General features: G+C 57.8%; 16 protein-coding genes. 6 read left to right on the top strand and 10 right to left on the bottom strand.

The window, feature by feature from the left end; translation table 11 throughout:
* Positions 1 to 16: 16 nt before the first annotated feature.
* Complete coding sequence (locus tag KB449_RS02345; RefSeq protein ID WP_282906823.1) at positions 17 to 1,180, top strand: GntR family transcriptional regulator; 1,164 nt, start codon at positions 17 to 19, stop codon at positions 1,178 to 1,180.
* A gap of 806 nt (positions 1,181 to 1,986) precedes the next feature.
* Here KB449_RS02345 and KB449_RS02340 read toward each other — a convergent pair.
* Complete coding sequence (locus KB449_RS02340) at positions 1,987 to 2,184, bottom strand: hypothetical protein (RefSeq protein WP_282906822.1); 198 nt, start codon at positions 2,182 to 2,184, stop codon at positions 1,987 to 1,989.
* A gap of 411 nt (positions 2,185 to 2,595) precedes the next feature.
* Between KB449_RS02340 and KB449_RS02335 the strand changes: the two genes are divergently transcribed.
* On the top strand, positions 2,596 to 3,840 hold the full coding sequence (locus KB449_RS02335) for an IS4 family transposase (RefSeq protein WP_282906821.1): 1,245 nt from the start codon (positions 2,596 to 2,598) through the stop codon (positions 3,838 to 3,840).
* A gap of 715 nt (positions 3,841 to 4,555) precedes the next feature.
* On the opposite strand, the gene KB449_RS02330 is transcribed toward KB449_RS02335, so the two are convergent.
* Complete coding sequence (locus tag KB449_RS02330) at positions 4,556 to 5,944, bottom strand: MFS transporter (RefSeq protein ID WP_282906820.1); 1,389 nt, start codon at positions 5,942 to 5,944, stop codon at positions 4,556 to 4,558.
* A gap of 114 nt (positions 5,945 to 6,058) precedes the next feature.
* Here KB449_RS02330 and KB449_RS02325 point away from each other — a divergent pair, with 114 nt between their 5' ends.
* The gene (locus tag KB449_RS02325; RefSeq protein ID WP_282906819.1) at positions 6,059 to 6,952 is read left to right on the top strand and encodes a LysR family transcriptional regulator; all 894 of its coding nucleotides are present in this window, start codon (positions 6,059 to 6,061) and stop codon (positions 6,950 to 6,952) included.
* A 145-nt stretch (positions 6,953 to 7,097) separates the two neighbouring features.
* On the opposite strand, the gene KB449_RS02320 is transcribed toward KB449_RS02325, so the two are convergent.
* Together KB449_RS02320 and KB449_RS02315 are read right to left on the bottom strand one after the other, a co-directional pair.
* Complete coding sequence (locus KB449_RS02320; RefSeq protein WP_282906818.1) at positions 7,098 to 9,704, bottom strand: S-layer homology domain-containing protein; 2,607 nt, start codon at positions 9,702 to 9,704, stop codon at positions 7,098 to 7,100.
* A 6-nt stretch (positions 9,705 to 9,710) separates the two neighbouring features.
* Entirely contained in the window at positions 9,711 to 12,713 is a 3,003-nt protein-coding gene (locus KB449_RS02315; RefSeq protein WP_282912715.1) for a dockerin type I domain-containing protein, read from the bottom strand.
* 210 nt (positions 12,714 to 12,923) lie between these two features.
* On the opposite strand from KB449_RS02315, the gene KB449_RS02310 reads away from it, so the two are divergent.
* Positions 12,924 to 13,610 carry a response regulator transcription factor gene (locus KB449_RS02310; RefSeq protein ID WP_282906817.1) on the top strand — a complete coding sequence of 229 codons (687 nt, stop codon included), beginning with the start codon at positions 12,924 to 12,926 and terminating at the stop codon, positions 13,608 to 13,610.
* On the opposite strand, the gene KB449_RS02305 is transcribed toward KB449_RS02310, so the two are convergent.
* Together KB449_RS02305 and KB449_RS02300 are read right to left on the bottom strand one after the other, a co-directional pair.
* Positions 13,586 to 15,712 carry a sensor histidine kinase gene (locus KB449_RS02305; protein ID WP_282906816.1) on the bottom strand — a complete coding sequence of 709 codons (2,127 nt, stop codon included), beginning with the start codon at positions 15,710 to 15,712 and terminating at the stop codon, positions 13,586 to 13,588. The genes KB449_RS02310 and KB449_RS02305 overlap by 25 nt on opposite strands.
* A gap of 90 nt (positions 15,713 to 15,802) precedes the next feature.
* Positions 15,803 to 16,540, bottom strand: coding sequence for an SDR family oxidoreductase (locus tag KB449_RS02300; protein WP_282906815.1), 738 nt, complete (start codon positions 16,538 to 16,540; stop codon positions 15,803 to 15,805).
* A gap of 177 nt (positions 16,541 to 16,717) precedes the next feature.
* On the opposite strand from KB449_RS02300, the gene KB449_RS02295 reads away from it, so the two are divergent.
* Both KB449_RS02295 and tnpC read left to right on the top strand, forming a co-directional pair.
* On the top strand, positions 16,718 to 17,692 hold the full coding sequence (locus KB449_RS02295) for an AraC family transcriptional regulator (RefSeq protein WP_282906814.1): 975 nt from the start codon (positions 16,718 to 16,720) through the stop codon (positions 17,690 to 17,692).
* A gap of 145 nt (positions 17,693 to 17,837) precedes the next feature.
* Entirely contained in the window at positions 17,838 to 19,295 is a 1,458-nt protein-coding gene (gene tnpC, locus KB449_RS02290) for an IS66 family transposase (protein ID WP_282906813.1), read from the top strand.
* Positions 19,296 to 19,916: 621 nt separating this feature from the next.
* On the opposite strand, the gene KB449_RS02285 is transcribed toward tnpC, so the two are convergent.
* Genes KB449_RS02285 through KB449_RS02270 form a run of 4 tightly spaced genes read right to left on the bottom strand, consistent with a single transcriptional unit; the run spans position 19,917 to position 26,045 of the window.
* Positions 19,917 to 22,163, bottom strand: a complete 2,247-nt coding sequence (locus KB449_RS02285) for an alpha-L-fucosidase (RefSeq protein WP_282906812.1) — start codon at positions 22,161 to 22,163, stop codon at positions 19,917 to 19,919.
* Positions 22,164 to 22,177: 14 nt separating this feature from the next.
* On the bottom strand, positions 22,178 to 23,479 hold the full coding sequence (locus tag KB449_RS02280; RefSeq protein WP_282906811.1) for an alpha-L-fucosidase: 1,302 nt from the start codon (positions 23,477 to 23,479) through the stop codon (positions 22,178 to 22,180).
* Between the two features lie 16 nt (positions 23,480 to 23,495).
* Positions 23,496 to 25,112: a type 2 periplasmic-binding domain-containing protein gene (locus KB449_RS02275; RefSeq protein WP_282906810.1), complete on the bottom strand. Its 1,617-nt coding sequence runs from the start codon at positions 25,110 to 25,112 to the stop codon at positions 23,496 to 23,498.
* Between the two features lie 48 nt (positions 25,113 to 25,160).
* Positions 25,161 to 26,045, bottom strand: coding sequence for a carbohydrate ABC transporter permease (locus tag KB449_RS02270; RefSeq protein ID WP_282906809.1), 885 nt, complete (start codon positions 26,043 to 26,045; stop codon positions 25,161 to 25,163).
* Positions 26,046 to 26,071: the final 26 nt, after the last annotated feature.

Here is a 26,071-nt window from a genome sequence, read left to right as displayed (position 1 = left end):
GTTAGGAGTGTTAAGGATGAATAAAGGCGTGCAGCGCGTCCCGTTATATACGCAAATACGAGATTACGTATTTAAGCAAATATCGGACAAGGTGTGGAAGCCCGGAGACAGGCTGCCTTCCGAAAACGAGTTCGCGGAGCAGTTCAACGTTAGCCGGATCACGGTAAAAAACGCGCTCGCGCAATTAATCGAGGATAACCTGATCTATCGGATTCAGGGCAAAGGCTCGTTTGTCTCGCGCGACCTGGCCGGAGAGCCCAAGCTATATCAGGAGGGCGAGCCTGCGCGGACGGAGGAAAAACGGCTCGTCGCCTACCTGATGCCGAGACTGGGCAACACATTTACCGCCCAGCTGCTCAGCGGCATCGAGAGCGAGCTGACCAAGCTGAATTACCGGCTGCTTTTCTGCAAGACAGACGATTCCCAGGAGACCGAAAAAGAAGTGCTGCGCGAGGTCATTCAGCTCGGCGTAAAAGGCATTATCGTTTTCCCGGTCGATGGAGAGTCCTATAGCGAGGAGATTCTGCGGCTCACGCTGAACGAATTCCCGCTCGTCGTGGTGGACCGCTATCTACGCGGGATCGAGACGAACTGCGTCTGCTCGGACAACGTGGACGGCGCCCACAAAGCGACCGCGCATCTGATCGAGAACGGCCATAACCGGATCGGCTTCATCTCGACGCCCTATCAGGGGACGACCAGCATCGAGGACCGCCTGGTCGGATACGAAAAGGCGCTGGCCGAACACCAGATCCCCGTCGAGCATCGGCTTCGCCTGCATCACTTCGACGGCGAGCGGATCAACGTCGTGCTGAAGGACGGCGAGGCGGATCCGGGGATCAAGGAGGAGATTCAAGCCTTCCTGCGTCAGAATGCGGACATGACGGCCGTCTTCGCCATCAACGCTGCTGTCGGTTTGACGGTGATCGAGGCGGCCCGCGAGATCGGCATCCAGGTGCCCGAGCAGCTGTCGGTCGTCTTCTTCGACAATTATGAGCTGTCGGCGCTGTCGAGCGTCCCTCCGACCTGCATCAGCCAGGAAGAGGAGCTTATGGGCAGGGAAGCCGCGCGCCTGCTCGCGTCGATCATCGACAACCCCAAGCAGGAGCGCCGCAAGATCATCACGCCGAATAAGCTGATCGTGCGCAAGTCGGTCGCGCCGGTGGGCACGACGGTGTAGGGTGAGCGTCACTCACGTTTAGAGGCACAAAAACGGGGCTGTTCCCACAGCCCCGTTCTTTGCGTCTTGATCGCCTCTCCATCATTTTCTGGATGCATCCTTTAATCAAACATTTTATTGTATATCCACGATGAGATTAAATAATAATCCCCGATTATGAAGTCGTTTGAGGAAAACCAGACCCACTCTGACTTGAATACGAATACCCGAGTTATATTTAATAGAAGGCTGCTGCCGATCCCATAAGCAAGCAGTAAGATTATTATTTTGCTTTTCCTTGTAAAGTTCATTTTTCTTTTTATAATGGTTATCTCGATCAGTATAGAGAGCACGATTCCAACCAATAAGAAACCTGCACCGTAAAACGGCAAACCTAAAACGAAGCCCAAGATAAAGCTAAAAATAATTTCACCGGTTTCATGACGACCTGGACTGTATGTAACAATCAAAACGAATACTGAAAGAAAAAAGCTGTAGGATGCAGTGGCAAGCAAAGAAATGAGCGTGTTTTTTAAAAACGGTGACAGGAATTGCTTCAACTTCTCACCCCACATAACGGATTTCTTCGATTGTACCGAGAAGCTTATATGAGAAGCAGTACTAAGTTTCTTAGGACCTTTGTAAAGACGCCGGCGATTCTCGCTCCCCCCTCCCAGAACGACTAAAAAACCGTCCCCCCCCAACGGATGCGCTTGGCAACCATAAGTGAGAGACGGTTTTAACTTAACGAAATCCCGATTTTTTCTCCGTTCGTTCAGCCGATCAATTCTTTACGTTTTTGCTGATGATCGTAAAGATCTTCTCGATCACGAACTTGTACTTGCCCCATCCTTGATGAGCTGACCCGCACCGGAGCTGAACAGGGCGATCAGCACCTGGATGCCGATCTCCGTCCGATAGGTGTCGAATACCGCATTAATGACGTCCGTAACGCCGTAGCCCGACATGAAGAGGATCAACGTCGCTGCGCCGACTTTCTCGCCCGCCTGCGTCACCGTGCACATTTATTGTGCATCTGCGGAGTCGCCGCGCCGACTTTCTCGCTGACCTGCGTCACCGTGCACATATATGGTGCATCTGCGAAGCAGCGGCGTCGACTTTCTCGCCCGCCTGCGTCACCGTGCACATTTATTGTGCATCTGCGGAGTCGCCGCGCCGACTTTCTCGCTGACCTGCGTCACCGTGCACATATACTGTGCATCTGCGGAGTCGCCGCGCCGACTTTCTCGCCCGCCTGCGTCACCGTGCACATTTATTGCACTAGCCTTGCATTAAACCTCACATGTATATTTTGCTCTACTAAACTTACTATATTTTGAAGTATTCTACTTATCTTCAAGGACAAACATAGAAAAATCTCCTAATCTAAAGGGGTCGACGTGTATCCACACATCCCTTTAGCTTAGGAGATCAGCGTGGATATCATAACTCAAAATACCGTCATATCGCAATTGTTTTCTTTGCTTCCATTTGATATGGATCATAAGTGTTCCTTTTTCGACCACGGTGCTAAAAAGCTTACTGTCGCCAAGACGATGGGGCTGCTCGCGATTGCGGTTATGGCCAAATGGCCCTCTTACGACGCGATTTCCATGCAAGTGCGTGCCAACCCTTATTTGCAGCAGGCGCTGGATTTAAAGCAAATTAGCGCTTCTCAACTCAGTCGTAAGTTTAATGAGATTCCGACGGAATTCTTTGAGACACTTTTCGCGCAGTTGGTCGTGGAGCGCCAGTGTCCGGTCGAGCCTAAAAGCGGTATTTCCAAGAAGATTGGGAAGCTCGGCATCATTGATTCGACGTCGATTCACGTTCCTTACTCGGTACACGATTTCGCCAAGCTTTCCGTGTTCGACAGCAGTGTAAAAATGCACCTGCGAATCGTAGCGGCTTCGCCCGACGAGGTCTATCCGGATCATATGATTCCATCGACGCGCAATTATGACGACCGGGAAGTGGCCGTATCGATGGTCACCGATCCCGATCTCACCTACGTCATGGATCGTGGCTACGTGAAGTATGAGACGATGGACCAATGGGTCCATGACAACGTACGTTTCGTGATGCGCATCAACCATAACATGAGCATAACCCTGCTGGAACAAAGGGAAGTTCCTCATGCATCACCGATCCTTCTAGACGCCATCGTTCGGCTCGGCCGCGGGTCCAAGCGTATGAAAGGTGCTTTGCGGGTGGTTGAGTTTCTCGACGACAAAGCGCGCCGTTATCGTCTGGCCACCACGCGTTTCGATCTGACGGCCGAGGAGATCGCGGATATTTACCGCCGTCGCTGGTGGATCGAGTTGTACTTCAAATGGATGAAGCAACATCTGAAGTTGACGAAGCTGTACAGCACCAAGGTGCAGGGGATTTGGAACCAGTTGTTTCTCGCCTTGATCTGCAGCTTGCTCCTCCTAAAGCTCCAAGAAGAGCAAGGTTGGCGTCAGCGAACTTGGAAAGTGCTGCAGGCTGTAAACGCATACTTGATGCGGGCATGGACTGAGCTATGTGAAGAGATGAACCGTGAAGCAAGCCGTCATTCTCGGGGACGACAGCGAGCGAGCAAACCAACTACGCGCGACTCGCCCCCTGAAAGCCGCGTTGGATGGATTAAAGAAAGAAATCCGAATCCAAAAAAACGGAAGCCGCGAAAGAAGACATAAATTCCTGAAAATGGATACTCACGTCTACATCTAAGTAGAGCTCAATCTTTTCGCATTGTCGAGCAAAATCGCGAATGTAAAAATATACATCATTCGTATTTTTCATACATTTTACAACTTGAGCTGGTTGGATGTAAGGGTTTATGCAAGGCTAGTGCATATATTGTGCATCTGCGGTGTCGCCGCGCCGACTTTCTCGCCCGCCTGCGTCACCGTGCACATATACTGTGCATCTGCGGAGTCGCCGCGCCGACTTTCTCGCCCGCCTGCGTCACCATGCACATATATTGTGCATCTGCGAAGTCGTCGCGCCGATATTCTCGCTGACCTGCGTCACCGTGCACATATAATGTGCATCTACGAAGCAGCCGCGCCGACTTTCTCGCCCGCCTGCGTCACCGTGCACATATATTGTGCATCTGCGAAGCAGCCGCGCCGACTTTCTCGCCCGCCTGCGTCACCGTGCACATATATTGTGCATCTGCGGTGTCGCCGCGCCGACTTTCTCGCCCGCCTGCGTCACCGGGCACATATATTGTGCATCTACGAAGCAGCCGCGCCGACTTTCTCGCCCGCCTGCGTCACCGTGCACATATATTGTGCATCTACGAAGCAGCCGCGCCGACTTTCTCGCCCGCCTGCGTCACCGTGCACATATATTGTGCATCTGCGAAGCAGCCGCGCCGACGACCATTCTTCCCCGCCTACTAACCGGCTAATCCCGGACGACCGCCGCCGGCGCGGACGCGCTGCGCCGCAAGTTCATTAAGACCAGCACCAGCGCGATTGCCGCGAGGAAGACGCCAAGCAGCCGAAATCCGGCAAAGCTGAACGTCCCGCCCATGATCATGCCCGTCAGCAGCGAAGAGAGTATCGTCCCGAGGTATCGCGATGTAAGGAAGAGACCGGAGGCAACGCCGGCAATTTCTTTGGGCGAGCTTCTGAACAAGGCCGCCTGCATGCCGACGGCGTTCAGCCCGTTGCCGATCCCGAACGCTGCCAACGCCAGGCCCACGCCGATTACCGGCGTAGATTCGCCCAGCATAACAAGCCACAGGGAGCCCAGCAACATAAGCATAGCGGCCGTAATCAGTGCAGGCCTCGGTCCCGACCGGTCAATCCATTTGCCAGCGAACGGAGAAGCGACGAGCGAGCACACGCCAAGAATCAGCATCAGAAGGCCCGTGTGGAACTCGCCGACATGACGAACCGTTTGCAAATAAGAAGGAATACCGAAGAAGAGCGCATAAAAGAGCAGGTTGACGAGCATGAACTGCACATTGACCCAAGTCATGGCCGGGTACTTGGCAAAGGTGCGCAGCGGGATAAACGGCGACGGCGTTCTCAACTCGTGCCTCGCAAAAACGGCCAGTGACACAAGCCCGATCGACCCGATAGCGACGTTCCGGAACGAAGCATGACCGGATGACTTGATCGACAGCAAACCTACGAGCAAACCCAGCAGTCCAGCCGTAAAAAGCAGGATCCCGATCGCATCGATCCTCGCCGCCCATTTTCGCATAGACAGCTTACCTGACTCTGCCGCCGGACCGTCCTCGGGAATCGCATGCCGCGCCAACAGAAAGCTCGCCGCCACGAACGGAATATTGACGATAAAGAGCGCATGCCAGTCCCAACGATCCAGCAAGACGCCCCCCGCAAAAGGACCGATCGCCGCCGCTCCGGACAGAAACATCGACAGGACGGACAGTGCCGTCGCCTGCTTTTCCGTCACGTGAATTCTTACGATCGCCATGCCCACCGCGATCATCATGCTCGTTCCGATCGACTGCGCGACGCGCGCCGCGACCAACCATCCGAAGCTCGGCGACAGCGGGGCGAGCATGGAGGAGACGAAGGATACGACGAGACCCGCCAGAAAGATTTTTTTGCGGCCGAACAGATCGCTGGCTTTGCCCATGACGGGCTGAGCGATCGCGCTCGCCAAATAAAAAGAAAAGACAACCCAGGAAACGGCCGTGTAATCGAGCTTGTAAGCATGCTGCAGCCGCGGGATCGCCACGGCGATCATCGAAGAATTTAACGGATTTAACAAAATGCCCAATCCGACCGCGATCAACAGCTTTCTGCTGCGGACATCCATTTTTGCTTCCCCCTCAAAAACCGTCTACAGCCATCTTACTTAACGCCTTCCATTTACTCCAACGCATTTTAAGCTATACTATCATTGACAATAGGGAATGAATCGAGGGATCGCATGGAGCTTCTACAGCTGCAGTATTTTATCGCGGTTGCCCGCCTGGAGCATATGACCGAGGCCGCGCGGAGCCTGCACGTGACCCAATCGTCGCTCAGCAAGACGATTCAGCGCCTGGAGGAGAGCCTCGGCGTGCCGCTGTTCGACCGAACGGGGAGGCAGCTGCGGTTGAACGCGTTCGGCAGCCGGTTTCTGCGCCGCGCGGAACGGGCTTTGTTCGAATTGGAGCAAGGGAAGCAGGAGCTCGGCGATCTGTCCGAATTAAAAGAAGGCACGCTCAAATTGGCGATGACGACCGCGAGCACGCTGCCCGGCATATTGAGAGAGTTTCGGAAAAAGCGGCCTTCCGTTCATTTTCATGCGCAAATGGCGAACCTGACAGAAATGATCGCGCTGCTTCGTCGCGGAGAGGTCGACTTCTGTATCACTTCGCCTCCCGTCGAGGAGGAGGACATTCACTGCCAGGTCGTGTTCGTCGATCCTTTCGTGCTGGCGGTTCCGAAGGGACATCGGCTGGCGGATCGAGACAGCGTATCGCTGGGCGAGCTTAGGGACGAATGGTTTGTCGGCGTAAAAAAGGGCTACGGCACGCGCGATTTGCTGGATGTCGTCTGCGAGGCTGCCGGATTCGTCCCCCGGTACGTGTACGAGGGAAACGAGCCCGCAAGGCTGAGCGCCCTTGTCGAGGCTGAGATCGGCGTGGCTTTCATGCCCAGTACGGCAAAGTACCCGCAGGAAAATGTCCGGTATCTTCATCTGGAGGATGCCGGATTGACGCGGGAGATCGCTTTGCTGTGGCATAAGAGCCGTTACCTGTCGCAGGCAGCGCTCGATTTTCGCGAGGTCGTCTTCGGCTATTTCGAGGCGCAATCCGGGAATTCGTTAAGGGTATGAAAAATCAACCGGGTAACAGGGCGGTCATAGGGGTATCTGCAAGCGAACTCACTTTCCATATCCGCCAATTCCTTGTCAAGGGATGCACCGATTGCGACCGCGGAAAAAAAAGGAAACCCTCGTGGACGAGGATTTCCTTTTTTTGCTATTTTATGCTCCACTGCTCGTAGCCTTCGCTACTCGTTGTGTAGCGATGCGTTACCGACGCCTCGAGGATGTCGCCGTATGCCCAGTGCGTGCCGGGAACGTCTCTCCATGTCTTGCCTGCCGCCTGCGCGGATGAACCGTCGCGTCCGAGCAGCTTGTTCACGATCGCGACCGCCTCGGCACGCGTCACGGGCTTGTTCGGACGGAAGCTGCCGTCTTCATAGCCCTTGATGATGCCGGCGCTTTGCACCTGCTTGATCGCCGCTTCCGCCCACGTGCCGGCGGTGTCCGCGAAGCCTGCTCCGGCAGCTACATCGCCCGTCGCGGCGCCATCCAGCAGTTTCGCCGCCAAGCTCGCCAGCTCGGCGCGCGTGATCGGCTTCTCCGCGCCGAACGTGCCGTCCGCGTAGCCCTTCATCAGTCCCATCTTCGTCACCGACGAGATCGCGCTTTTTGCCCAGTAGCCGCTCGCCACGTCGCCGTAAGCGATGTCGGCTGCCGCAGCCGGCAGCTTCACCGTACGCGACAGAATCGCCGCGATCTCCGCCCGCGTGATCGTCCGCTCCGGACGGAACGTGCCGTCCGCATAGCCTTGCACATAAGCTTCGTGCACATCGCCCGCCGTCTTCACGAGCGTGAACGTGCTGAACTTGCTCATCTTGAACTCCATGCCCCGCATGCCGTCTTCGTACGCCACGGGCTTGCCGTGCAGCAGCTCCTTCGTTCCATCGCTGTGCTCGACATAGATGCCCAGGTTCGCCAGCTCCGTCTCGCTGAGCGCCGCGTCCTTGAGCGGCATGATCAGCGTCACTTCGCGGTTCTGCAGATTCGTCTCGATCATCATCGGACGGCCCACGACCGTGACGCCAAGCTCACCTGCCGCCGCCTTCACGGCCGCATCCTGCTCGGCGCGCGCCTTGACTTCTTGCTTGCCCGCCTCGCTCTTGATCGGCACGAACCGGAAGTACAGCTCGTCCGTGAAGTCCTGCAGCGACGCCGACGGAATCTGTACCTTCACGTTGTCGGTCACGATGCCGAGACCGATTTTCGCGTCCCGGATCAGCTGGCCCGCATCCTTCGGCACGGTCACGTTCAAGTCGGATACTTCGTCTTTCGTATCCGGAATGATGATGTTCGCCATCTTCGACCCTGCGGCCACGATGCTCGCCACCGTCTGCTTCGCCTGGTCCGCCGTCAGCACGACCTTGTCGCTCTTCGTGCCGTCCGCTTTTTTCGTACGCTCGATCTGCGCCTTGGCGACCGCGCCGCCGTTCGTAGCGCCGCCATCCTTCACGTCGACCGTGATGATCTCCTTGTCCGGCTGCGCCGTCGACGGCGCGTAAACCGCGACGCTGCCCGCGGCCAGCGTCTTGGCCGTCTCGTAAGCTTCGGCGTCCGTGACCGTGAACTGCCGCAGATCCGCCTCGTCGGCGACCTTCAACGCATAACTGCCGTATGCCGCGCCCGTCTTGATCTTGAACGTCACCGTGAACAACTTGTCTCCCGCTTTGAGCGCGCCGTCGCCGCCGCCGATATCGGCCCATGCCGCTCTCAGCCAGCCCGCTTCATTGTCAAAGCCGCTGTCAAACAGCTCGCCGCCGGGTCCGGCAATGCCCGTCACCTCAAGCGCAGCCGGGTCGAACGCGAGCTTCATGCCGTACGAGCCGACATCCGCCGAGGCTGCAGTCAGCGTTACCGGCACCTCGACGGTTGCTCCCGGCAGACCGGATGCTTGACCGATCGTCACTGCAGCCGTCTCCCGGATTGCCTCAACGGGTCCCTCCGCCTCGCTAAGCGCAGCAGCACCCACAGTCGCTCCGCCCGTCGCGACCGGCGTCACCTCAAAAAATACATATTTGCCCGCCAGCGCTGCCGTCGTCTCCAGCGTAGTCGCATTCGCGCCTGCGATCGCGGTCTTGTCCGCGCCGGCTGCATCGGACGCCGCGTACCATTGGTACGTCGAGACGCCTTCGGCATTGCCTTCCCGATCCGCATAGGCGTACTTGCCCGTCAACGTCTGGCCGACCGACGGCGTGCCGTCGATTGCTACACTCCCTGCTGTCGGCGCGTCGTTCATTACGCTAACCGTACCGGATGTCAGTGACTCGATATCGACCGGATCCGCTTCAATCGTGTAGGATGCGGACGTCAGAGAGACGGCAGTACTGCCCGGCGCCGCGTCCTTGTTAACCGTAAAGTACAATGTAGCGACCTTCTGCCTCTCGAAGACGAAGCCGAGATCGCCGAACGTATTCGCTTCGATATCGACTGTCCCCGCCGTCGACGTATCCGCTTCGAACTGCAGCGCAGCCGCTTCATCGACTACGGGAGCCGACAGCGTCAGCACATCCGTATCGTAGGTCAGATTCAGCGAGTAAGCCCAAAAGGCATCGTCGTAATCGGCAAAGAGTCCGGGTTCGAGGTAGACCGAGACGGCGACCGACTGGCCGCCGATGCCTGAGCCATCGGCAATCTCGGCTTTAAAACGCTGCATCGGTTCCGCCTGGGCGACTGGCAGCAGGCCGAAAATTAAGCATAGAGCCACTGCCAGCGCGGCCAGTCGGCGATAGGCGGATCGTTTCGCGGTCACGAACTTAATATTCATCGATCCTTACGCCCCCTTGCCGTTATAAATGTTTAGAATAAGCATGGCATCGTTCGCGTCGACGTCGCCGTCGCCGTCCATGTCCAGCATGAGCTTCTGCTCGTCGGTCAGCGCCGCCTTGCCGGATACGTACTTGGTGACCAAAAGCGCATCGGCGGGCGAGATGATGCCGTCGCCGTTGGCGTCGCCCTTATTGACGCCGACCGGCCCGAGGGCTTCGCTCTCGACAGGCGTTCCCGGCGTCGTGCCGGCCGACGCGGCAGGCGTGACCTCGAAGCTTACGTATTTGCCGTATTGCGCCGCCTTGAGCTCCAGCGTAATGCCGGTCGCGCCGGCGATGACCGTCTTGTTCGAGCCGCCGGTATCGTCAGCCGTGTACCATTTGAAAACGGGCAATCCTTCTGCATCGCCTTCCAAGTCCGTATAGGAATATGAACCGGTCAGAATCTGGCCTAATTTAATGCCGCCGGCGATATGGACGTTGCTCACAACCGGCGCTGCGTTCGCAACGACCGCAGAAGTGCTCGTAAACGTGACCGGCGTGCCGGATGTCGTACCCGCCGCCGCGACCGGCGTCACTTCGAAAATAATATACTTGCCGACCTGCGCGCTTGTCAGCGCCAAAGTGGACGTCGACTCGCCCGCGATGGCCGTCTTGCCCGTACCCGCCGCGTCGCTAGCCGTATACCACTTGAACGTCGTCTCGCCTTCCGCGTCGCTCTCGGCATCCCCGTACGTGTACGCTCCCGTCAGCGTATGGCCGACCTTGAGCGTGCCGCCGAAGCTTACCGCGCTTGCCGTCGGCGCCGCGTTGTCGACGACCGCAGACGAACTCGTATAAGTGACCGGCGTGCCGGATGTCGTACCCGCCGCCGCGACCGGCGTCACTTCGAAAATAATATATTTGCCGACCTGCGCGCTCGTCAGCGCCAGCGTGGACGTCGTCGCGCCGGCGATCGCCGTCTTGCCCGTGCCCGCCGCATCACTGGCCGTATACCACTTGAACGTCGTTGCGCCTTCCGCATCGCTCTCGGCATCCGCATAAATGTACGTGCCGGTCAGCGTGTTGCCGACCTTCAGCGTGCCGCCGAAGCTCACCGCGCTTGCCGTCGGCGCCGCGTTGTCGACGACCGCCGCCGCGCTCGTGTACGAGACCGGCGTGCCGGAAGCCGTACCTGCTGCCGCGACCGGCGTCACTTCGAAGACGATATATTTGCCGGCCTGCGCGCTCGTCAGCGCAAGCGTCGACGTCGTCGCGCCGGCGATCGCCGTCTTGCCCGTGCCTGCCGCGTCGCTGGCCGTATACCACTTGAACGTCGTCGCGCCTTCCGCGTCGCTCTCCGCATCCCCGTACGTGTACGCGCCGGTCAGCGTATTGCCGACCTTGAGCGTGCCGCCGAAGCTTACCGCGCTCGCCGTCGGCGCCGAGTTGTCGACGACCGCCGCCGCGCTCGTGTACGAGACCGGCGTGCCGGAAGCCGTACCTGCTGCCGCGACCGGCGTCACTTCGAAGACGATATATTTGCCAGCCTCCGCGCTCGTCAGCGCAAGCGTCGACGTCGTCGCGCCGGCGATCGCCGTCTTGCCCGTGCCCGCCGCGTCGCTGGCCGTATACCACTTGAACGTCGTCGCGCCTTCCGCGTCGCTCTCGGCATCCCCGTACGTGTACGTACCGGTCAACATGTTGCCGACCTTCAGCGTCCCGCCGATGCTCACCGCGCTCGCCGTCGGCGCCGCGTTGGACGGCCCCATCTTAACGACCCGCACCTGATTGGCGGTGCCGTCCGTCTCCACAAACGCGGCATACAATGAGCTCCCCGATGCCTCTGAATGGCTGGCAAGGTAGCCAAACAGGGCAGCCCTTGTCGACGACTTGTTCAGCCCCTGCGCACCGTTGCCGTCAACCGAAGTCCAAGACGTGCCGTCAAAGCTTTTGACGCGAATTTTGGCGGTGTTTCCTTCTTGCCATATCGCATAAAGCTTGCCGTCGAAAGCGTAGAGGTACGCCAAGCTGCCTGAATCGCTAGCCTTTTGGTTAATGCCCTCAGCGGACGCGTCGCCCTCCGCGAAAGTCCAGGACGTGCCGTTATATTTCTTGATTCGGATCTTGCTGATATAATTGACCGACTCCGACCATACCAAATACAAGTCGCCTGCGCCTTCGCCGTAGGCCTCGAGACCCGTATTTGTGACCCCCTGGGACTTATCGACATTTAAACCTTGAACCCCGCCTCCGTCCGCCCAGCTCCAGCTCGTACCGTTGTACGCCTTGACCCGGACCTGAGTGGCGACGCCGTCGGATTCTCCCCATGTCACGTATAGCTTGCCGTTCCACACTTTCGGCTTGGCATTCTGGGCAGACCGCGAAGCGGAAAAATTAAGACCCGCGCCGCCGTCGACAATGCTCCATGAAGAGCCGCTGCCTCCGTACTTTTTGACCCGGAGCTTATTAATGCCGTCTCCGCCCGCTTCGTCCCATACCACATAAAGCTCATTGTTATAACCGATCAGTCTGGCGTTTCTCGCATTGGAATTCGCGCCGATATTCAGGCCTTCCACGCCGTTGCCGTCGACGGATACCCAGGACGAGCCGCTCAGCTTCTTGACGCGAAGCTGCCAATAAGGCGAGTACTGCTCTTCCCATGCGGCATACAGCTCATTGTTGTATACCGTCAACCAGGGATTGATCGCATTCTTGGCACTGTTTTGGTTTATTGATGCGCCGCCGTCCGCGACGACCCATGTGCCCGTCGCATCGTCGTATTTCTTGACCCGGATCTGGCTGGTAGAACCGATCGACTCCGACCATACGGAGTATAGCGTTCCGTTAAGATCAACCATCCTCGGCGTCGATGCGCTTTTTGTCGTATCGAAGTTGAGTCCTGTGGTGCCGTTGCCGTCGATGAAGCTCCAGGATTCGGCCAGGGCTGTCGGCATCCGGAAGGTCATCAGAACGATGAGCAATGCCAACGCGCCCGCGATTGCGGCTCGTTTTCTGATATACACCATTTTCAATCGAATCTCCCCCTATCGGTTGGCGGCGCAACGGTAAGCGCTTGCCTCAGCCGCCGCTTTCGACATAATTAACCAAGTTGTATGAAACGATATGAAGTATAATAGATACGATAGACTACGCCTAGTAACGGAAAGACACTGCAGCAATGACGTTTAGTCACTTCTTCCTGCGCAACCCGTGAAGCGGAAAGGACCTACATCGTGATGACAAAAACATGGAACGTGCTGATCGTGGAAGACAATGCGTTGATGCGGGGAGGCCTGCAGCTGGCCATCGACAGCGAGGAGGATCTGAACGTCGTAGGAACTGCCGCGAACGGCCTGGAGGCACTTGAAAGTTGGGAGCGGCTTCGGCCCGACATCATCCTCATGGACGTGCAGATGCCCAAGATGGATGGGATTGCCTGCATCAAGGAGATTCGCAAGCAAGACGACCGGGTGAAGATCATCATCTTGACGACGTTTAACGAAGAGGAATATATATTCGAAGGCTTGGCCAGCGGGGCGAACGGGTACTTGCTCAAAAGTCTCGATATCGACAAGCTGATCCGGACGATTCGCGATGCCGCTAACGATGCGTTCGTCCTGCCGGCGGAGGTCGCGGCCAAGGTCGCCCGCTACGCCGTCAACAATTCGCAGTCCGCGCGGCAGCAACAGATGATGGACAGGTTCATGACGCACGATACCCTGTTCACGCACAAGGAACGGCAGATGATCTCGCTTCTGATGCTCAAGCTGTCCAACAAGGAAATCGCGGTCAGGCTCTCCCTCACCGAAGGCACGGTAAAGAACAAACTCACCGTCATTTACGACAAATTAAACGCGAACAGCCGGTACGATGCCGCCCGGCTGTTGAACGAATATATTCATGGCTTTGATTCGGGTACCTGAAGCGAGCGCTCCGCCTCAGTGCCGGCCAAGAGCGGCAGCGCGATGCTGAACGTGCTTCCCGCCCCCCTCTTGCTCTCGACGCCGACCGCGCCACCATGCCGCTCGACGATTTCCTTTACGATCGCCAGCCCCAGACCGCTGCCGCCCTCATTGTTTTCCCGCTGCGTGAAAAAACGGCGGAATACATGCGGCCGCATCTCCTCCGGAATGCCCGTGCCGTAATCGCGAACGGCGATGACAAGGATGCCTCGCGAATGCGTCGGATCCGGGCGGACGTATGCCTCGAGCTCGATCGCCTCGCCGAAGCCTCTGCTGAACTTGACCGCGTTGTCGATATAATTTTGCAGCGCCTGCGCGATGCGGCCCGGATCGATCGCGGCGACCGCATCTTCGCCGTTCTCCGCCGCCATGTGCCACTTGCCCCGGCGCAGCGTCATACCCGCGTGACGCAGATCGGACTCGAGCTTGCGATACGCCGCTTCCAGCCAGGGTCCCATGACGACCGGCTCGAATTGGAATGCCTGTCCGCCCGATTCCAGCTTGGACAGCTCGAACAGATCGTCGACCAGGCGTTTCATATACCCGGTATGATCGAGCAGTTGCTGCATCAGCACCTCCCGATTCGTCCCGGCTTTCCCCCGCAGCATTAATTGCAAATACGTCTGTATGCCGACAAGCGGCGTGCCCAGATCGTGCGCGATATTAAGCAGCATCTTCGTCCGGGTATCGTTCGCCTCGCGAAGGCTGCGTGTACGCAGCGCCACCTTGTGTTCCAGCTCCGCGTTCAGCCGGTTCATCTCCGCCAGCAGCGCGTTGTTGCGCGTCGACAGCTGCGTATAGCGGTACGATACGATGATTGCCTGCGCCATAATAAAAGGAATGACGCTGTAGCCGAGCAGCTCCGGCGTATCGGCCAGCCGCAGATAATACAGCATGTCGTTCATCGATGCCGCGACGATGACGCCAAGCGCAACGAGATGGATGAGCGCGCCTTCTCTTTTTCGCAGATACGCCCTTACGCCGACATAAAACAAAAAATAAAGCAGCACGGCCGCCTTGACGACGGTCTGAAGGAGCATCGTCTCCGTGTAGACGCGGGCCGGCGTCAGCGCCACGAACAGCGCCAGTGCGAGCGTGACGGTGAGCGAGATTCTCAACATCCATCGCCCGGTCTCCTGCGGGTACAGCCGCTTCATCAGGAAGATGCAGGCGACGAGGCCGCCGATCTCGCTCATATATTCGAGCTTGACGAGCAGCTCCCAGCTCTCGATGCCGAGCAGCTGCGTAGACACGTAGCCGTTGATAAACAGCGTCCGCAGCGACACGGCCAACGCCAGCAGACCGACCCACAGCGTCGCTTGGTCTCTCCTGCGCATGGCGAAGAGGATCAGATGATAAACGCCGATCATCAGAAAGCCGCCGATGACGCAAATATCGATCAGCAGTTCCTTGAGGACGAACGGAATGAGCGCGGCCGTATCGCCGTACACGATGTCCCGGTTAATCCCGCCTTCGCGGAACGAATAGTTGGACACCTGCATGACGATCTCCACCGTCCGGTCGCGAGGCTGGAAAAAGACCATGTTGATATGCGCCTGCGGACGCTCTTCGCCCAGCGCGGTCCCCACCTTGCCCAGCCCCTCCATCTCCGCGCCGTCGATCCAGAGCCGGTAAGCGCTGCCGACGGAACGGATGAAGAGCGCCTTGCCCTGGCCCACGTCGGATGCGGGCACGCGCAGCTGTAGTCGGTAGGTGCCGTATCCGTGCGTATCCCATGAGGAAGGAACCGTCCGGTAGGACGGCTGAACGCGGCTTGATTGAAGGTCCTGCGGTTCGAGGAGCTTGTTCCAGTAAAATTCCCACTCGCCGTCAAGCGCGATCTTCTGCCCGCCGGCTTCGGCAGCCTCGTCGATCTGCAAAGCGCCATCCGCCGCGTGCGGCTGGGATTGCGACTGCGTTTTCGGTTGCGGCTGCTGCGATCCGGCGTCTCCCGCCGCGAACGCGCGCTGCGGAAGCGATGCCGCAGCGGCTGCCAGCATCAACAAGATCAACAACGGGGCCAGCTTCCCCATCCATCTTCCGGGCATCCATCTTTCGTGCATCCGACCCCGCCTCTTCGTTCGACAAAATACGCGATTATGCTGTAAGCATACTTCACGCTTGCCTGCGGGTAAACGAATTTTACCGGAAAATCAATTGAAGCCGCCGTTCACGCGAAGGGTTTGCCCGGTGATCCAGCGGCCTTTGCCTCCCACGAGCAGCTCCACCGCGTTCGCGATGTCCTCCGGCTCTCCCAGGCGTCCGAAGGCGTTCATCCGACGGAACGATTCGACCAGCTCTTCCGACTTCCCGGTGAGAAACAGTTCGGTCGACACCTGTCCCGGCGCGATGCAGTTGATCGTGATGTCCTTGGGACCGAATTCCTTGGCCAGTTGGCGGGTCAATTGCTCGACGGCGCCCTTGGTCGCCGCATAGACGCTGTACGTCGGCAGCATCGCGCCCGCTACGGAGGTCGAGAAGTTGATGATCGATCCGCCCGGCGACATATGCTTCATCGCTTGCTGGCAAGCGAAGTATGTTCCTTTTACGTTGATGGCGAATTGACGGTCGAACGCCGCCTCCGTCACTTCCGCGATCGCCGCGTTATCCATGATGCCGGCATTGTTGACGACGATGTCAACGCGGCCGTATTGCCCGAGCGTCTGCTCGAACAGCGCTTCGACGTCGCTTACTTTGCTAACGTCGGCGCCGATGGCGAACGCTTCGCCGCCGGCTTGCTTGATCGTCGCTACGACTTCGTCCGCCTTGCCCGGATTCGAAGCATAATTGACGATCACCTTCGCGCCGGAGCCTGCCAGTTGGATGGCGATCTGCCGCCCGATTCCTCTCGAAGCCCCTGTGACGATCGCGACTTTTCCCTGCAATTCCATATCGAATCTCTCCTTTTGGTTGAACGGTCGCCGCTGTCCGCGTCCGACCTGATGAACTCATTATAGAAAAGGTTGACCGCCGCCGGGTAGAACAGATGTATTCGATCCTTGCCTATTTCTCTTCGGACCGGGTATGATAAAAAAAACGTGAAGCGCGCGGGAAGGAGACGTCGACCGATGAATGAAACTTCGCGCCTGAAGCAGGCCAGTCAGCGATTGGCGAACGCCATTCTGCGCCATGCTCCGAGAAGCGGCACGCATCGAACTGCCATACCGGATTTAACGCTGCTGCACGCTATTAGAACGTCCGAACCGCTGGAGTCCGTCTACAAGCCCTCGATCTGCATCGTGGCGCAGGGCGCCAAAACGGCTGCCGTGGCGGACGGTACCTATACTTACGACCCGATGACCTACCTGGTGACTTCCGTCGAGCTGCCGATCTTCGGCAAAATCGTCGAGGCTTCGCCCGAGATTCCCTATTTAAGCCTGAAGCTGTGCTTCGATGCCGATGTCATTCTGGACGTCGCCGGCGAGATCCGGCGTCCCGAGCTCGTCTCTTCGGAGCCGGTCCGCGGCATTACCGTGAGCCGCATGTCCCCCGCCCTGCTCGAAGCCGCCTGTCGGCTGATCGAGCTGCTCGATGCGCCGGAGGACATCCCGGCGCTCGCTCCCCTCGTCATCCGCGAGATGGTGTACCGCCTGCTCCAAGGTGAACAAGGACCGCTCCTTCGCTCGTTCGCGACGGTCGGCAGCCAATCGCATCTCATCGCCCAGTCTGTCCGATTGATCAACCGGCAATACGAGCGTCCGATTCGCGTCGAAGAGCTGGCGGACGCCGTCAACATGAGCGTGTCGGCGTTCCACAAGCACTTCAAGCGCGTCACAGCCATGAGCCCGCTGCAATATCAGAAGACGGTGCGTCTGCAGGAAGCGAAGCGCCTGATGCTGTCGGAAGCCTTGCCGGCGGCCGAGGCGGCTTTTCGCGTAGGCTACGAGAGCCCGTCTCAATTCAGCCGGGAGTACGCCCGCCTGTACGGACGGCCGCCGATGCAGGACGTGCAGGAGCTTCGCGAAGCGGCGGCAGTCGGGGCGGGCGGCGATGGGATCCGCAGCGTTGGGGCGGGTGGCGTTGGGACGGGCAACGGAGAATAGCCGCAATAAGCCGTTTTTGCTAGGGTTGCGATGGCGGGCCGCGCAAGATAGATGCAAATATGGTTACTACTTAGGTCCACCCTTTTAGTTTTCTGGATATAGGTGTAAAAGATTATACCTATACGTTCAGAAACGGGGTAACCGAATGATAGATAAGAAACTCATCAAGCAGATCAGCCATAGCGATCCTGAGACCATCGAGGCGTTCATTACATCGCTGGTCGATCAGTTTACCGCTACAATCGAGCAGTATACCGCTAAAATTGAGAAGCTTGAAAACCGAATCAAAGACCTCGAACGTCAGCTTGGCCAAAACTCCCGCAATAGCAGCAAACCGCCTTCAAGTGATGGTTTCCGCAAACCGACCAACTCGCGGCAACCCGGCGGAAAAAAGGGAGCGCCAAAGGGCCATGACGGACATACGCTGCTATTTTCTGAAGCGCCGGATCACGTCGTTCATCAAACCCTATCCGTCTGTGGCGCTTGTCAGGCGTCGCTCGAAGCCGTGCCGCCTTTGGACTACGAGAGACGTCAGGTTTTTGACCTGCCTGCGCCACGCGTAGTGGTCACCGAGTATCGCTCAGAGAAAAAGCGTTGTCCGCATTGCAGGTGTACGCAGCGCGCCCTATTTCCTGAGGGCGTGAATGCTGCCACACAATACGGCGACGGGTTTGCAGCCTGGACTGCGTATTTGAGCGCGTTTCAAATGATTCCGCTTGCGCGTATTGGGCAGCTCTTTGCCGATTTAACCCGTTACCGTCCGAGCGATGCCACACTCTTGTCGTACCTTAAAGTCATGCATCACCGACTAGCACCGGCTGAGCAACATGCGCGCGAGGCGCTGCTGAAAAGCGACCATCTGCATTGCGACGAAACGGGCCTTCGTGTCCAAGATCACGAGCACTGGCTACATACTGCCTCCACTGCCGATTACACGCTATTTACCGTTCATCCCAGCCGCGGAAGTGTGGGCATGAAAGCAGGAGAAATCTTGTCTACTTACACGGGAACGGTGATGCATGACAGCTACGGCGCTTACTTTAAAGATGAATTCTCCTTCTCCCACTCGCTCTGCTGCGCCCATCTGCTTCGTGAATGCCAGGGGATAAGCGAGCATGACAAGCATACCTGGTCGACGCGGATGAAAACGTTGCTGCAGGAAAGCTGGAAGACAGCTTCGGACCACCGAAAACGAGGTGAGCCTTTGAGACAGGAACACATCCAGCAGATGCAGCAACAGTACGACGAAATTCTAAAACAAGGTGAACTGGAATGGTCTAAAGACCCCGTTCGCCCCAAAACCGGCCCGAGAGGCCGAAAAACGAAAAGCAAAGCGGCGAATTTGGGACAGCGGTTCCTGAGTTACAAGGACGCCATTCTCCGCTTTCTTTATGATGCCAAGGCGCCCTTTGACAATAACCAAGCCGAACGCGATATTCGCATGGTGAAAGTTAAAGATAAGGTTTCAGGCTGCTTTCGCACAGAGCAAGGTGCAAAGGTTTTTGCGCGCGTACGCGGCTTCATTTCCACGCTTCTCAAGCAACAACTCCCTGTACTCTCCTCCCTTTCAGCCGCACTCCGCGGCACTTTTACTTTCGGTTGACCTAAGTAGTAACCAAATATGCAGTTAATCATGGGAGGGAAACGGAGTCCGAGAAAATACCTGCGAATGTGCAGTTATTTTCTCCGGCTGAGCTCGTTTGGCGCCAAGCGAGCGGAAATAACTGCATTTTTGCAGGTATCGGACGCATACCGGGGCGTTTGGGCGAAAATAGATGCACTTTTGCAGGTATTGCCGCCAGACTTCCGCTTGCACCGTCACCTGTACCTGAACCTGCACACCCGCACTTTACTCACACCTGCACTTTACTCGCACATGCACTTTACTCGCACATGCACTTTACTCGCACTTGCACTTTACTCGCACTTGCACTTTACTCGCACTTGCACTTTACTCGCACTTGCACTTTACTCGCACTTGCACTTTACTCGCACTTGCACTTTACTCGCACTTGCACTTTTATCGCCTGCCCCTGCATCGTCACCTGCCCCTGCATCGTCACCGCGCCATTCCCCACCCCCTGCACCTACACCGCCACCTGCCCCTGCATCGTCACCGCGCCCATCCCCCGCCTGCACGCCGATTTGAAGCAACCGCGCCGCAAACAGCCCTTGGTCGCTCCATTCGGAGCTGCCAAGGGCTGTAATTACTGGCTTCTTCTGTCTACTGGAACGACAAGGCATCCACTTCTACATAATAATTCGTCGATCTCACGTTTTTACTGTTCTTGGCCACCACTTTGATCGTATGCGTGCCGGTCGTCAGGCCTTGCTTGCGGTAGACGGCCACGTCGGTGAAGCGTTCTTCGCTGTACAGATCGACCGTCTGGTCCAGCACGCCGTCGATATACACGTCGGCCATCCCGTGGTCGGCGTCCGTCTTGCCGCGCCATTCCACGCTCGTTCCCGTGAAGCTGGCCTGCATATACGCGCCGGCTGCCGTCGTGTGATGGCCGGTATCGCGATAATAGCCGGTGCCGGTCGAGATCCCTGTGCTCCACGTACCGGAATAAGCCAGCTGCGAGTTGCTGTCGTCCCAGGTGACGATCGGCGTGCCCTTCGAGCTGTTCAGCCGATCGACTTCCACGTAATAGTCGGTCGAAGCCGCGTTCTTGTCGCTGCGTGCGACGATCTGGATCGTATGCGACCCGTTCGAGAGCCCGCGTTTAACGTAAATTTGATCATCGATATACCGGTTGGCATTGTAGAGATCGACGGTCTGATCGAGCGTGCCGTCGATATACACGTCGGCTTTGCCGTGATCCGGACCGATGGCGCCGTACCATTCGATGCTGGCGCCGTTAAACACATATTGCGCGTAGCTTCCGCTTGTCGTCGAGAAATGGCCCGTATTGTTCCAATAACCGGTTCCCGAAGGTACGCTGGTCAGCCACGTGCCGGCGTAGGTAAACCCGCTGGCCGTATCGTCGATGACCGTCGGCGTCCCCGTCGTAATATTGAAGCGATCCACTTCTACGTAGGTGCCCGTCGAAGCGCTGTTTTTGTCGCTCCGAGCGACGATCTTGATCGTATGCGGGCCGTTTGTCAGACCCACCTTGGAGTAAATCTCCGTATTGACGAAGCGATGGGCCGCGTACAAATCGACCGAATTGTCCAGCGCGCCGTCGATATACACGTCCGCCGTGCCGTGATCGGGACCTTTGACGCCGGACCAGACCACGTTGGTGCCGTTAAACGTATATTCCGAGTAGCTGCCCGCGGTCGTCGTAAAGTGACCGTTGTTCCCCGAATATCCCGTCCCCGACGGCACGCTGGTCAGCCAGGTTCCGGAATAGGAGATGCCGGCGTCGTTGTCTTCGACAACGGTCACGCCTGGCCCTACGCCCGCGATCGCGTTATGCATGTTGACCAGCTGCGCATATTGCGGAGAATTGATATGACCTTCCTTGCTCACGTTCGGTCCGATGGAGATGACGCCGCTCTGATTGGTCACCGTCGAAAAATAGTTGGTTAAATCCAGCGTCGAATACTTGAAGCCGTTGCGCGCCCAATCGTAGCCCTGATAGGCCGTCTCGCTCCACTGGACCCCGCCGATCCATCTGGAATAAGGCGCCGCGTTGTATTGGGAAGGCACGTATTGGAGCAGGTTTTGCTCGCCTGTAATATAATCCGCATGCGTGGTCATCGGCGCTTCTACCGACAGACCCGGATCGAAGGAGACGATCGCATCGGCATTGCCGTGCTTGGCGGCGGCTGCAAAGGTCTGAAAGTTGTGCGCGGCGGTGTAATCCGTATAGGCTTGCGAAATATCCGGTTTGCCGTACATGGCGCCGTTATTGTAAGTCCCGTCGAACCACCAGCCCGCCACCTTCGCGCCGTAACGGTCCGACCATTCCTGAACGACGCTCTCCCACTTGGCCTGGAAGGCTTGCGGCGCCAGATGGTCGTAGATCGGCGTCGGATCGCCGAGCGCCGCGACCGCGTCCGGGTCGTCCGAAGGCGAGCGGGCGGGCAAGTAAAGCATCAGCTTGATGCCGTAAGGATTCAGCGCGTCGTACAGGTCTTCCGGCAAATCCCGCGTCGACATCTTTGATGTAGAAGCAGTGCGCCCGACAAGACTGTCATAAGTCGCATTGGGCGAAGCGAAGTAACCGCTGTTCTGCCCGAGCGTAAAAATGACGTACTTCGCCCCGGTCTCGCTCACTTGCTTCGCAAAATAATCGACGTCAAAGTTGTTGACCAGCGTGTTCCAATCGCCCGTAATATCCCCGCCGCCGTACAGCCACTGAACGAACAGCCCGAATTTCCCCTGCATGAACCAATCCGTGTTGGCATTGTACGTCTGGGCCTGCGCGCGGTGAGGCGGGATGAGTGCCAGAACAACCAGTAAAGCCAGAACCAGCGAGTACGTACGATTAGAACGTCTAAACGGTCTTTGACGCGTCGTCATGCTTGAACCCCCCCTTAGCGGATAGCTTGCTTAATGGCTTGCAGTTGCTCCAGTTGCTGCGGATCGAGACGGCCGAACCGGTTGACGTGAACGTCCAACGCGATGACCCCCTGCAGTTCGATGGCGGACTTGACCCAATCCGCCAACTCGCCGGTCGGCCAGTTCAGTCCCGTATTGCCCCAGCCCGCCAGATCCGTGACGAACCGCCCCAGGAACGTCCAATGGAACCACTGAACGCCTTCCCGTTCGTCCGCCCAGCGCCCGATCGGAGGCAATGGACCGATCTCGTTGGTCTCTCCCGCCGTATAGTCCTCCAGCGGCGAATTGACGAGCCGGTCTCGGAAGATGCCGCCGTTAAAGGCCACGATGCGCGACGGGTTGCCCGACTTTGCGGCGCCGGCCAGACTGTACCAGTTGTATGGCTGCGCCAGATCGTCGTATGCCTCCTGGAACCACATGCCGTCGAACCACCAGCCCGCCAGCTTTTCCCCGTACCGGTCCGACCATTCGCGGATGACCGCCTGCCACTTGGCCTGCGTCTCCTGGGAGGGCGCGACCTCCACCGGATAACCGAATGCCCGGTTGATCGCGTTATCCCCTTCTTCCAGATGCGCCTTGCTCGGCGGATTGGCCGGCACATATAGGATCAGCTTAATGCCGTGAGGCGCCAGGGCGTCGGCGATCTCAAGCGGCAGATCGCGTATCGAGGCGCGTTCGCCGGGCTGCAGGCCGGCGATGCGATCGTAGGTTGCGTTGGGCGAGAGCAAGTAGCCGCTGTTCTGGCCGAGGGTCAGGATGACAAAGCCGGCTCCGCTCTCTACGACCTGCTCCACATAACGATCGACGTCGAAGCCGTCGATCACCTCGTTCCAGCTCTCCACGTCCTGCCATTTCTCGCCGTCGTTCGGCGCCACCCGGTTCATGAACTCCGCCAGTAAATGGTGCGAGATGCCATATCGGGCGTCATGCAGCCAATCCGTATTCGGATTTCCTTCCGCATCGGCAATGGGTCCGATCGTGTCGCTGGCCAAGACGAGACGCTCATCTCCGCTAACAAGCGCAGCCTCGCAACAGACATATCGGCCGACTGCGGCCGCGGAGAGCGGCAGAACATCGTAGTACGCGCCGGCTATGGGCGTATAAATCCCGTCCTTGGCATCCGAAGTGAGCCAACGGTAGGATGGCCCCTCGTGCCCCTCGTGCCGGTCGGATTCCCGCTCCGGCGGAAGGACCCTGGCTTGCAGCGCGCCCTTCTTGCGGGGCAAGCCCGATATTTCGACGCGCGCTGCGTTAACGTTCTTTCGATTGGACGACACGGACATCCGCTCCCTCTTATTTCTTATTGAGCTGGTCCAAAGTCGCCTGCGCTTCGGCCAACACCTTGTCGCCTCCGGCCTTTTTCCAATCCGCTACATACTTGTCGAATTCGCTAATCGGCCTGCGGCCGGTGATGAAGTCGATAAAGCTCTTGATCGTAAGCTGCGTCAGCGCGTCCTGGAACTCGTCGTAAGCCGGCTTGGCCAGCGGCGTCATGAAGTCGTACTTGCCGATCCCTTTGCTCGCGGCCGCTTCCTTGACCGGCATCAGGTCGCCCCGCGTCATGAACGGCGCCTGGAAGTCGTAATCGTTGAAGCTGGCCGGCGCGTGATAATAGTTGCCGATGCCGAACTTCGTGCGCGCCTCGTCCGTGTCGTAAGGCGGGATGTAGGCGTAGGTGCCGTCGCTCTTGATCTCGAAAGTCTTGCCTTTTTCTCCGTAGTGGATTTTCGTATACAGGTCGAGATCGAAGGAGGTCGCGTCGAACATTTTCAGATAAGCAGCCATCTTTGCGGGATCCTTCTCGAGCTGCTTGCCGAACTGGATGCCCGTTCCGAGCATCGGATTGCCCTGCGTGATGCCGAAGCTGTCGCCCGGTCCCTTCGGACCGCTGGACAGCGCCCAGTCCGCCTCCGGCACGTTTTTGCGCAATTGGGCGTAATATTTCCCCTCGTAAAACGCCTCGGGCTGGATGAATTCCCACCACGACCGCTGCACGACGCCGACTTTGCTGGAAATGACTTTGTCGTCCACATTGGAGTCTTTGTTGACGAAAAATTCCGGATCGATCAAATCGGCCTTGAACCACTTGTTCAACGTCGTCAACGCTTCCTTGGCGCCCGGCTCGATCTCGCCCCGCACCGCCTTGCCGTCCGCATCGACGGTGGCACCCGGATATACGCCGTACGCGCCGAAGACGGACGAGAAGATGGTCTGGATCGTCGTGGCGCTGGCCGTCATGCCGTAGGTGTCCTTCTTCCCGTTGCCGTCCGGATCGTCGTTGCGGAACTTGGTGAGCGCCGCCTCCATCTCCTCGACGGTGTCCGGCGTCTTTGAGATGCCGACCTTCTTCAGCCAGTCCTGGCGATAGCCGATGATCTCGGAGGAGGAAGCGAGCGTCCACAGCACCGGCAGATTATAGATCTTCCCGTCCTCGTGCCGGACGAACCGCATCGGATCGGCGCCCAGATTTTTCTCCAGCCAAGCCATATATTTCGGCGCGTTCTGCTGCAGCATATCGATCGGAATCTCCGCCGCCGCCCCTTGATCGGCGAACTTGTCGGCGTCGGCGAACGGCACTTCCTTCCACCAATCCGGGATGTCGCCCGAGGCGATCTGCAGCAGCAGCTTCTCCTTGATAGCCGCCGCGTCGTTCGTCGAATTGTAAAATCCGATATCGACGCCGAACTTCTCGCGAATCGCGTTCATCGCATACCCGTCGAGATTCGTCTTGTCCGCGTCGAAGTTCCAAACCATTAATTTCATTTTTTCGCCGGATGCAGACGCCGAGGCCGTAGACGCGCCGGACGATGCCGCGGCATTGCCCTCATTGTCGTTGCCGCATGCCGTCACCGTCGTCGCCAGCAGCACCGCCCCCAGCAGCAACGAGATTTTTTTCTTCTGTTTATCCATCTGAACCGCTCCCTCGATTGTCGTTTTTCGAATCTGTATATAAAAGGCTCAGCCTTTTATAGCGCCTACCATAACCCCTTGGACGAAATACTTTTGCACGAACGGGTAGACGACCAGCATCGGTATGATCGACAGCATGACGACCGCCGCCTGCAGCTGCCTGTCCGTATATTCGCTGTGCGTATTCATCTTCTGGATCATCGCGTTCATATCCGTCGTATCGTTTTCGATGAGAATCTTGCGCAGAACGACCTGAAGCACCTGCTTGTGTCCGTCGGTCATATAAATCAGACTGTCGAACCACGCGTTCCAGTGACCGACGCCGACCCACAAAGCAAGCGTCGCCAGCACGGGCGCGGACAGCGGCAGAATGACCGAGACGTATATCCGCAAATAACCCGCGCCGTCCACGCGCGCCGATTCCTCCAGGCTGTCGGGTATGGAACGGAAGAAATTGCGCATGACCAGCGCGTTAAAAGCGCTTAGCGTCCCGGGCAGCACGAGCGCCCATACCGAATTCAGCAGATGCAGCTCACGAATCAACAAGTAATTCGGGATCAGGCCGCCGGTAAAAAGCATCGTCAGCAGCAGAAAGCCGGTCAAGGCGCGATTGAAGGGCAAGTCCTTCTTGGACAAGGGATAGGCGGTCAAGGAAGTCACGACGAGCATGCACAGCACGCCAAGCACGGTTCTGACGATCGTATTGAGATAACCCGTCCACAGCGGCGTAAAGTGAAAGGCCAGGCGATAAGCCTCGAATGAGACATGCTCCGGAACGAACATCAGGCGGGTCGAATAGACGGAAGCGCCTGTTTCCAACGAGGTAACCAGCTGCGTCCAAAACGGATAAAGCGTGAGCAGCATGAGCAGCGTCATCGACGCATACAAGCATAGATCCGCAGCCATGCCGAGCCGCGTTTTACGGTAAACCATCTACTCACCTCTTCTCATACGTTGGT

Origin of the sequence: Cohnella hashimotonis, assembly GCF_030014955.1 — a bacterium.
In the GTDB taxonomy this organism is placed as follows: Bacteria; Bacillota; Bacilli; order Paenibacillales; family Paenibacillaceae; genus Cohnella; species Cohnella hashimotonis.
Note: the sequence above shows the minus strand (reverse complement) of the source record. Positions and strands in the feature narration are given on the sequence as shown.

Bases quoted from the DNA above. Each gene is read 5' to 3' on its own strand.
- KB449_RS02310 (WP_282906817.1), top strand. From the start codon at position 12,924: ATGACAAAAACATGGAACGTGCTGATCGTGGAAGACAATGCGTTGATG.
- KB449_RS02270 (WP_282906809.1), bottom strand. From the start codon at position 26,045: ATGGTTTACCGTAAAACGCGGCTCGGCATGGCTGCGGATCTATGCTTG.
- KB449_RS02305 (WP_282906816.1), bottom strand. From the start codon at position 15,712: ATGCACGAAAGATGGATGCCCGGAAGATGGATGGGGAAGCTGGCCCCG.
- tnpC (WP_282906813.1), top strand. From the start codon at position 17,838: ATGATAGATAAGAAACTCATCAAGCAGATCAGCCATAGCGATCCTGAG.
- KB449_RS02325 (WP_282906819.1), top strand. From the start codon at position 6,059: ATGGAGCTTCTACAGCTGCAGTATTTTATCGCGGTTGCCCGCCTGGAG.
- KB449_RS02320 (WP_282906818.1), bottom strand. From the start codon at position 9,704: ATGAATATTAAGTTCGTGACCGCGAAACGATCCGCCTATCGCCGACTG.
- KB449_RS02300 (WP_282906815.1), bottom strand. From the start codon at position 16,540: ATGGAATTGCAGGGAAAAGTCGCGATCGTCACAGGGGCTTCGAGAGGA.
- KB449_RS02330 (WP_282906820.1), bottom strand. From the start codon at position 5,944: ATGGATGTCCGCAGCAGAAAGCTGTTGATCGCGGTCGGATTGGGCATT.
- KB449_RS02315 (WP_282912715.1), bottom strand. From the start codon at position 12,713: ATGGTGTATATCAGAAAACGAGCCGCAATCGCGGGCGCGTTGGCATTG.
- KB449_RS02275 (WP_282906810.1), bottom strand. From the start codon at position 25,112: ATGGATAAACAGAAGAAAAAAATCTCGTTGCTGCTGGGGGCGGTGCTG.
- KB449_RS02295 (WP_282906814.1), top strand. From the start codon at position 16,718: ATGAATGAAACTTCGCGCCTGAAGCAGGCCAGTCAGCGATTGGCGAAC.
- KB449_RS02345 (WP_282906823.1), top strand. From the start codon at position 17: ATGAATAAAGGCGTGCAGCGCGTCCCGTTATATACGCAAATACGAGAT.
- KB449_RS02340 (WP_282906822.1), bottom strand. From the start codon at position 2,184: ATGTGCACGGTGACGCAGGCGGGCGAGAAAGTCGGCGCAGCGACGTTG.
- KB449_RS02285 (WP_282906812.1), bottom strand. From the start codon at position 22,163: ATGACGACGCGTCAAAGACCGTTTAGACGTTCTAATCGTACGTACTCG.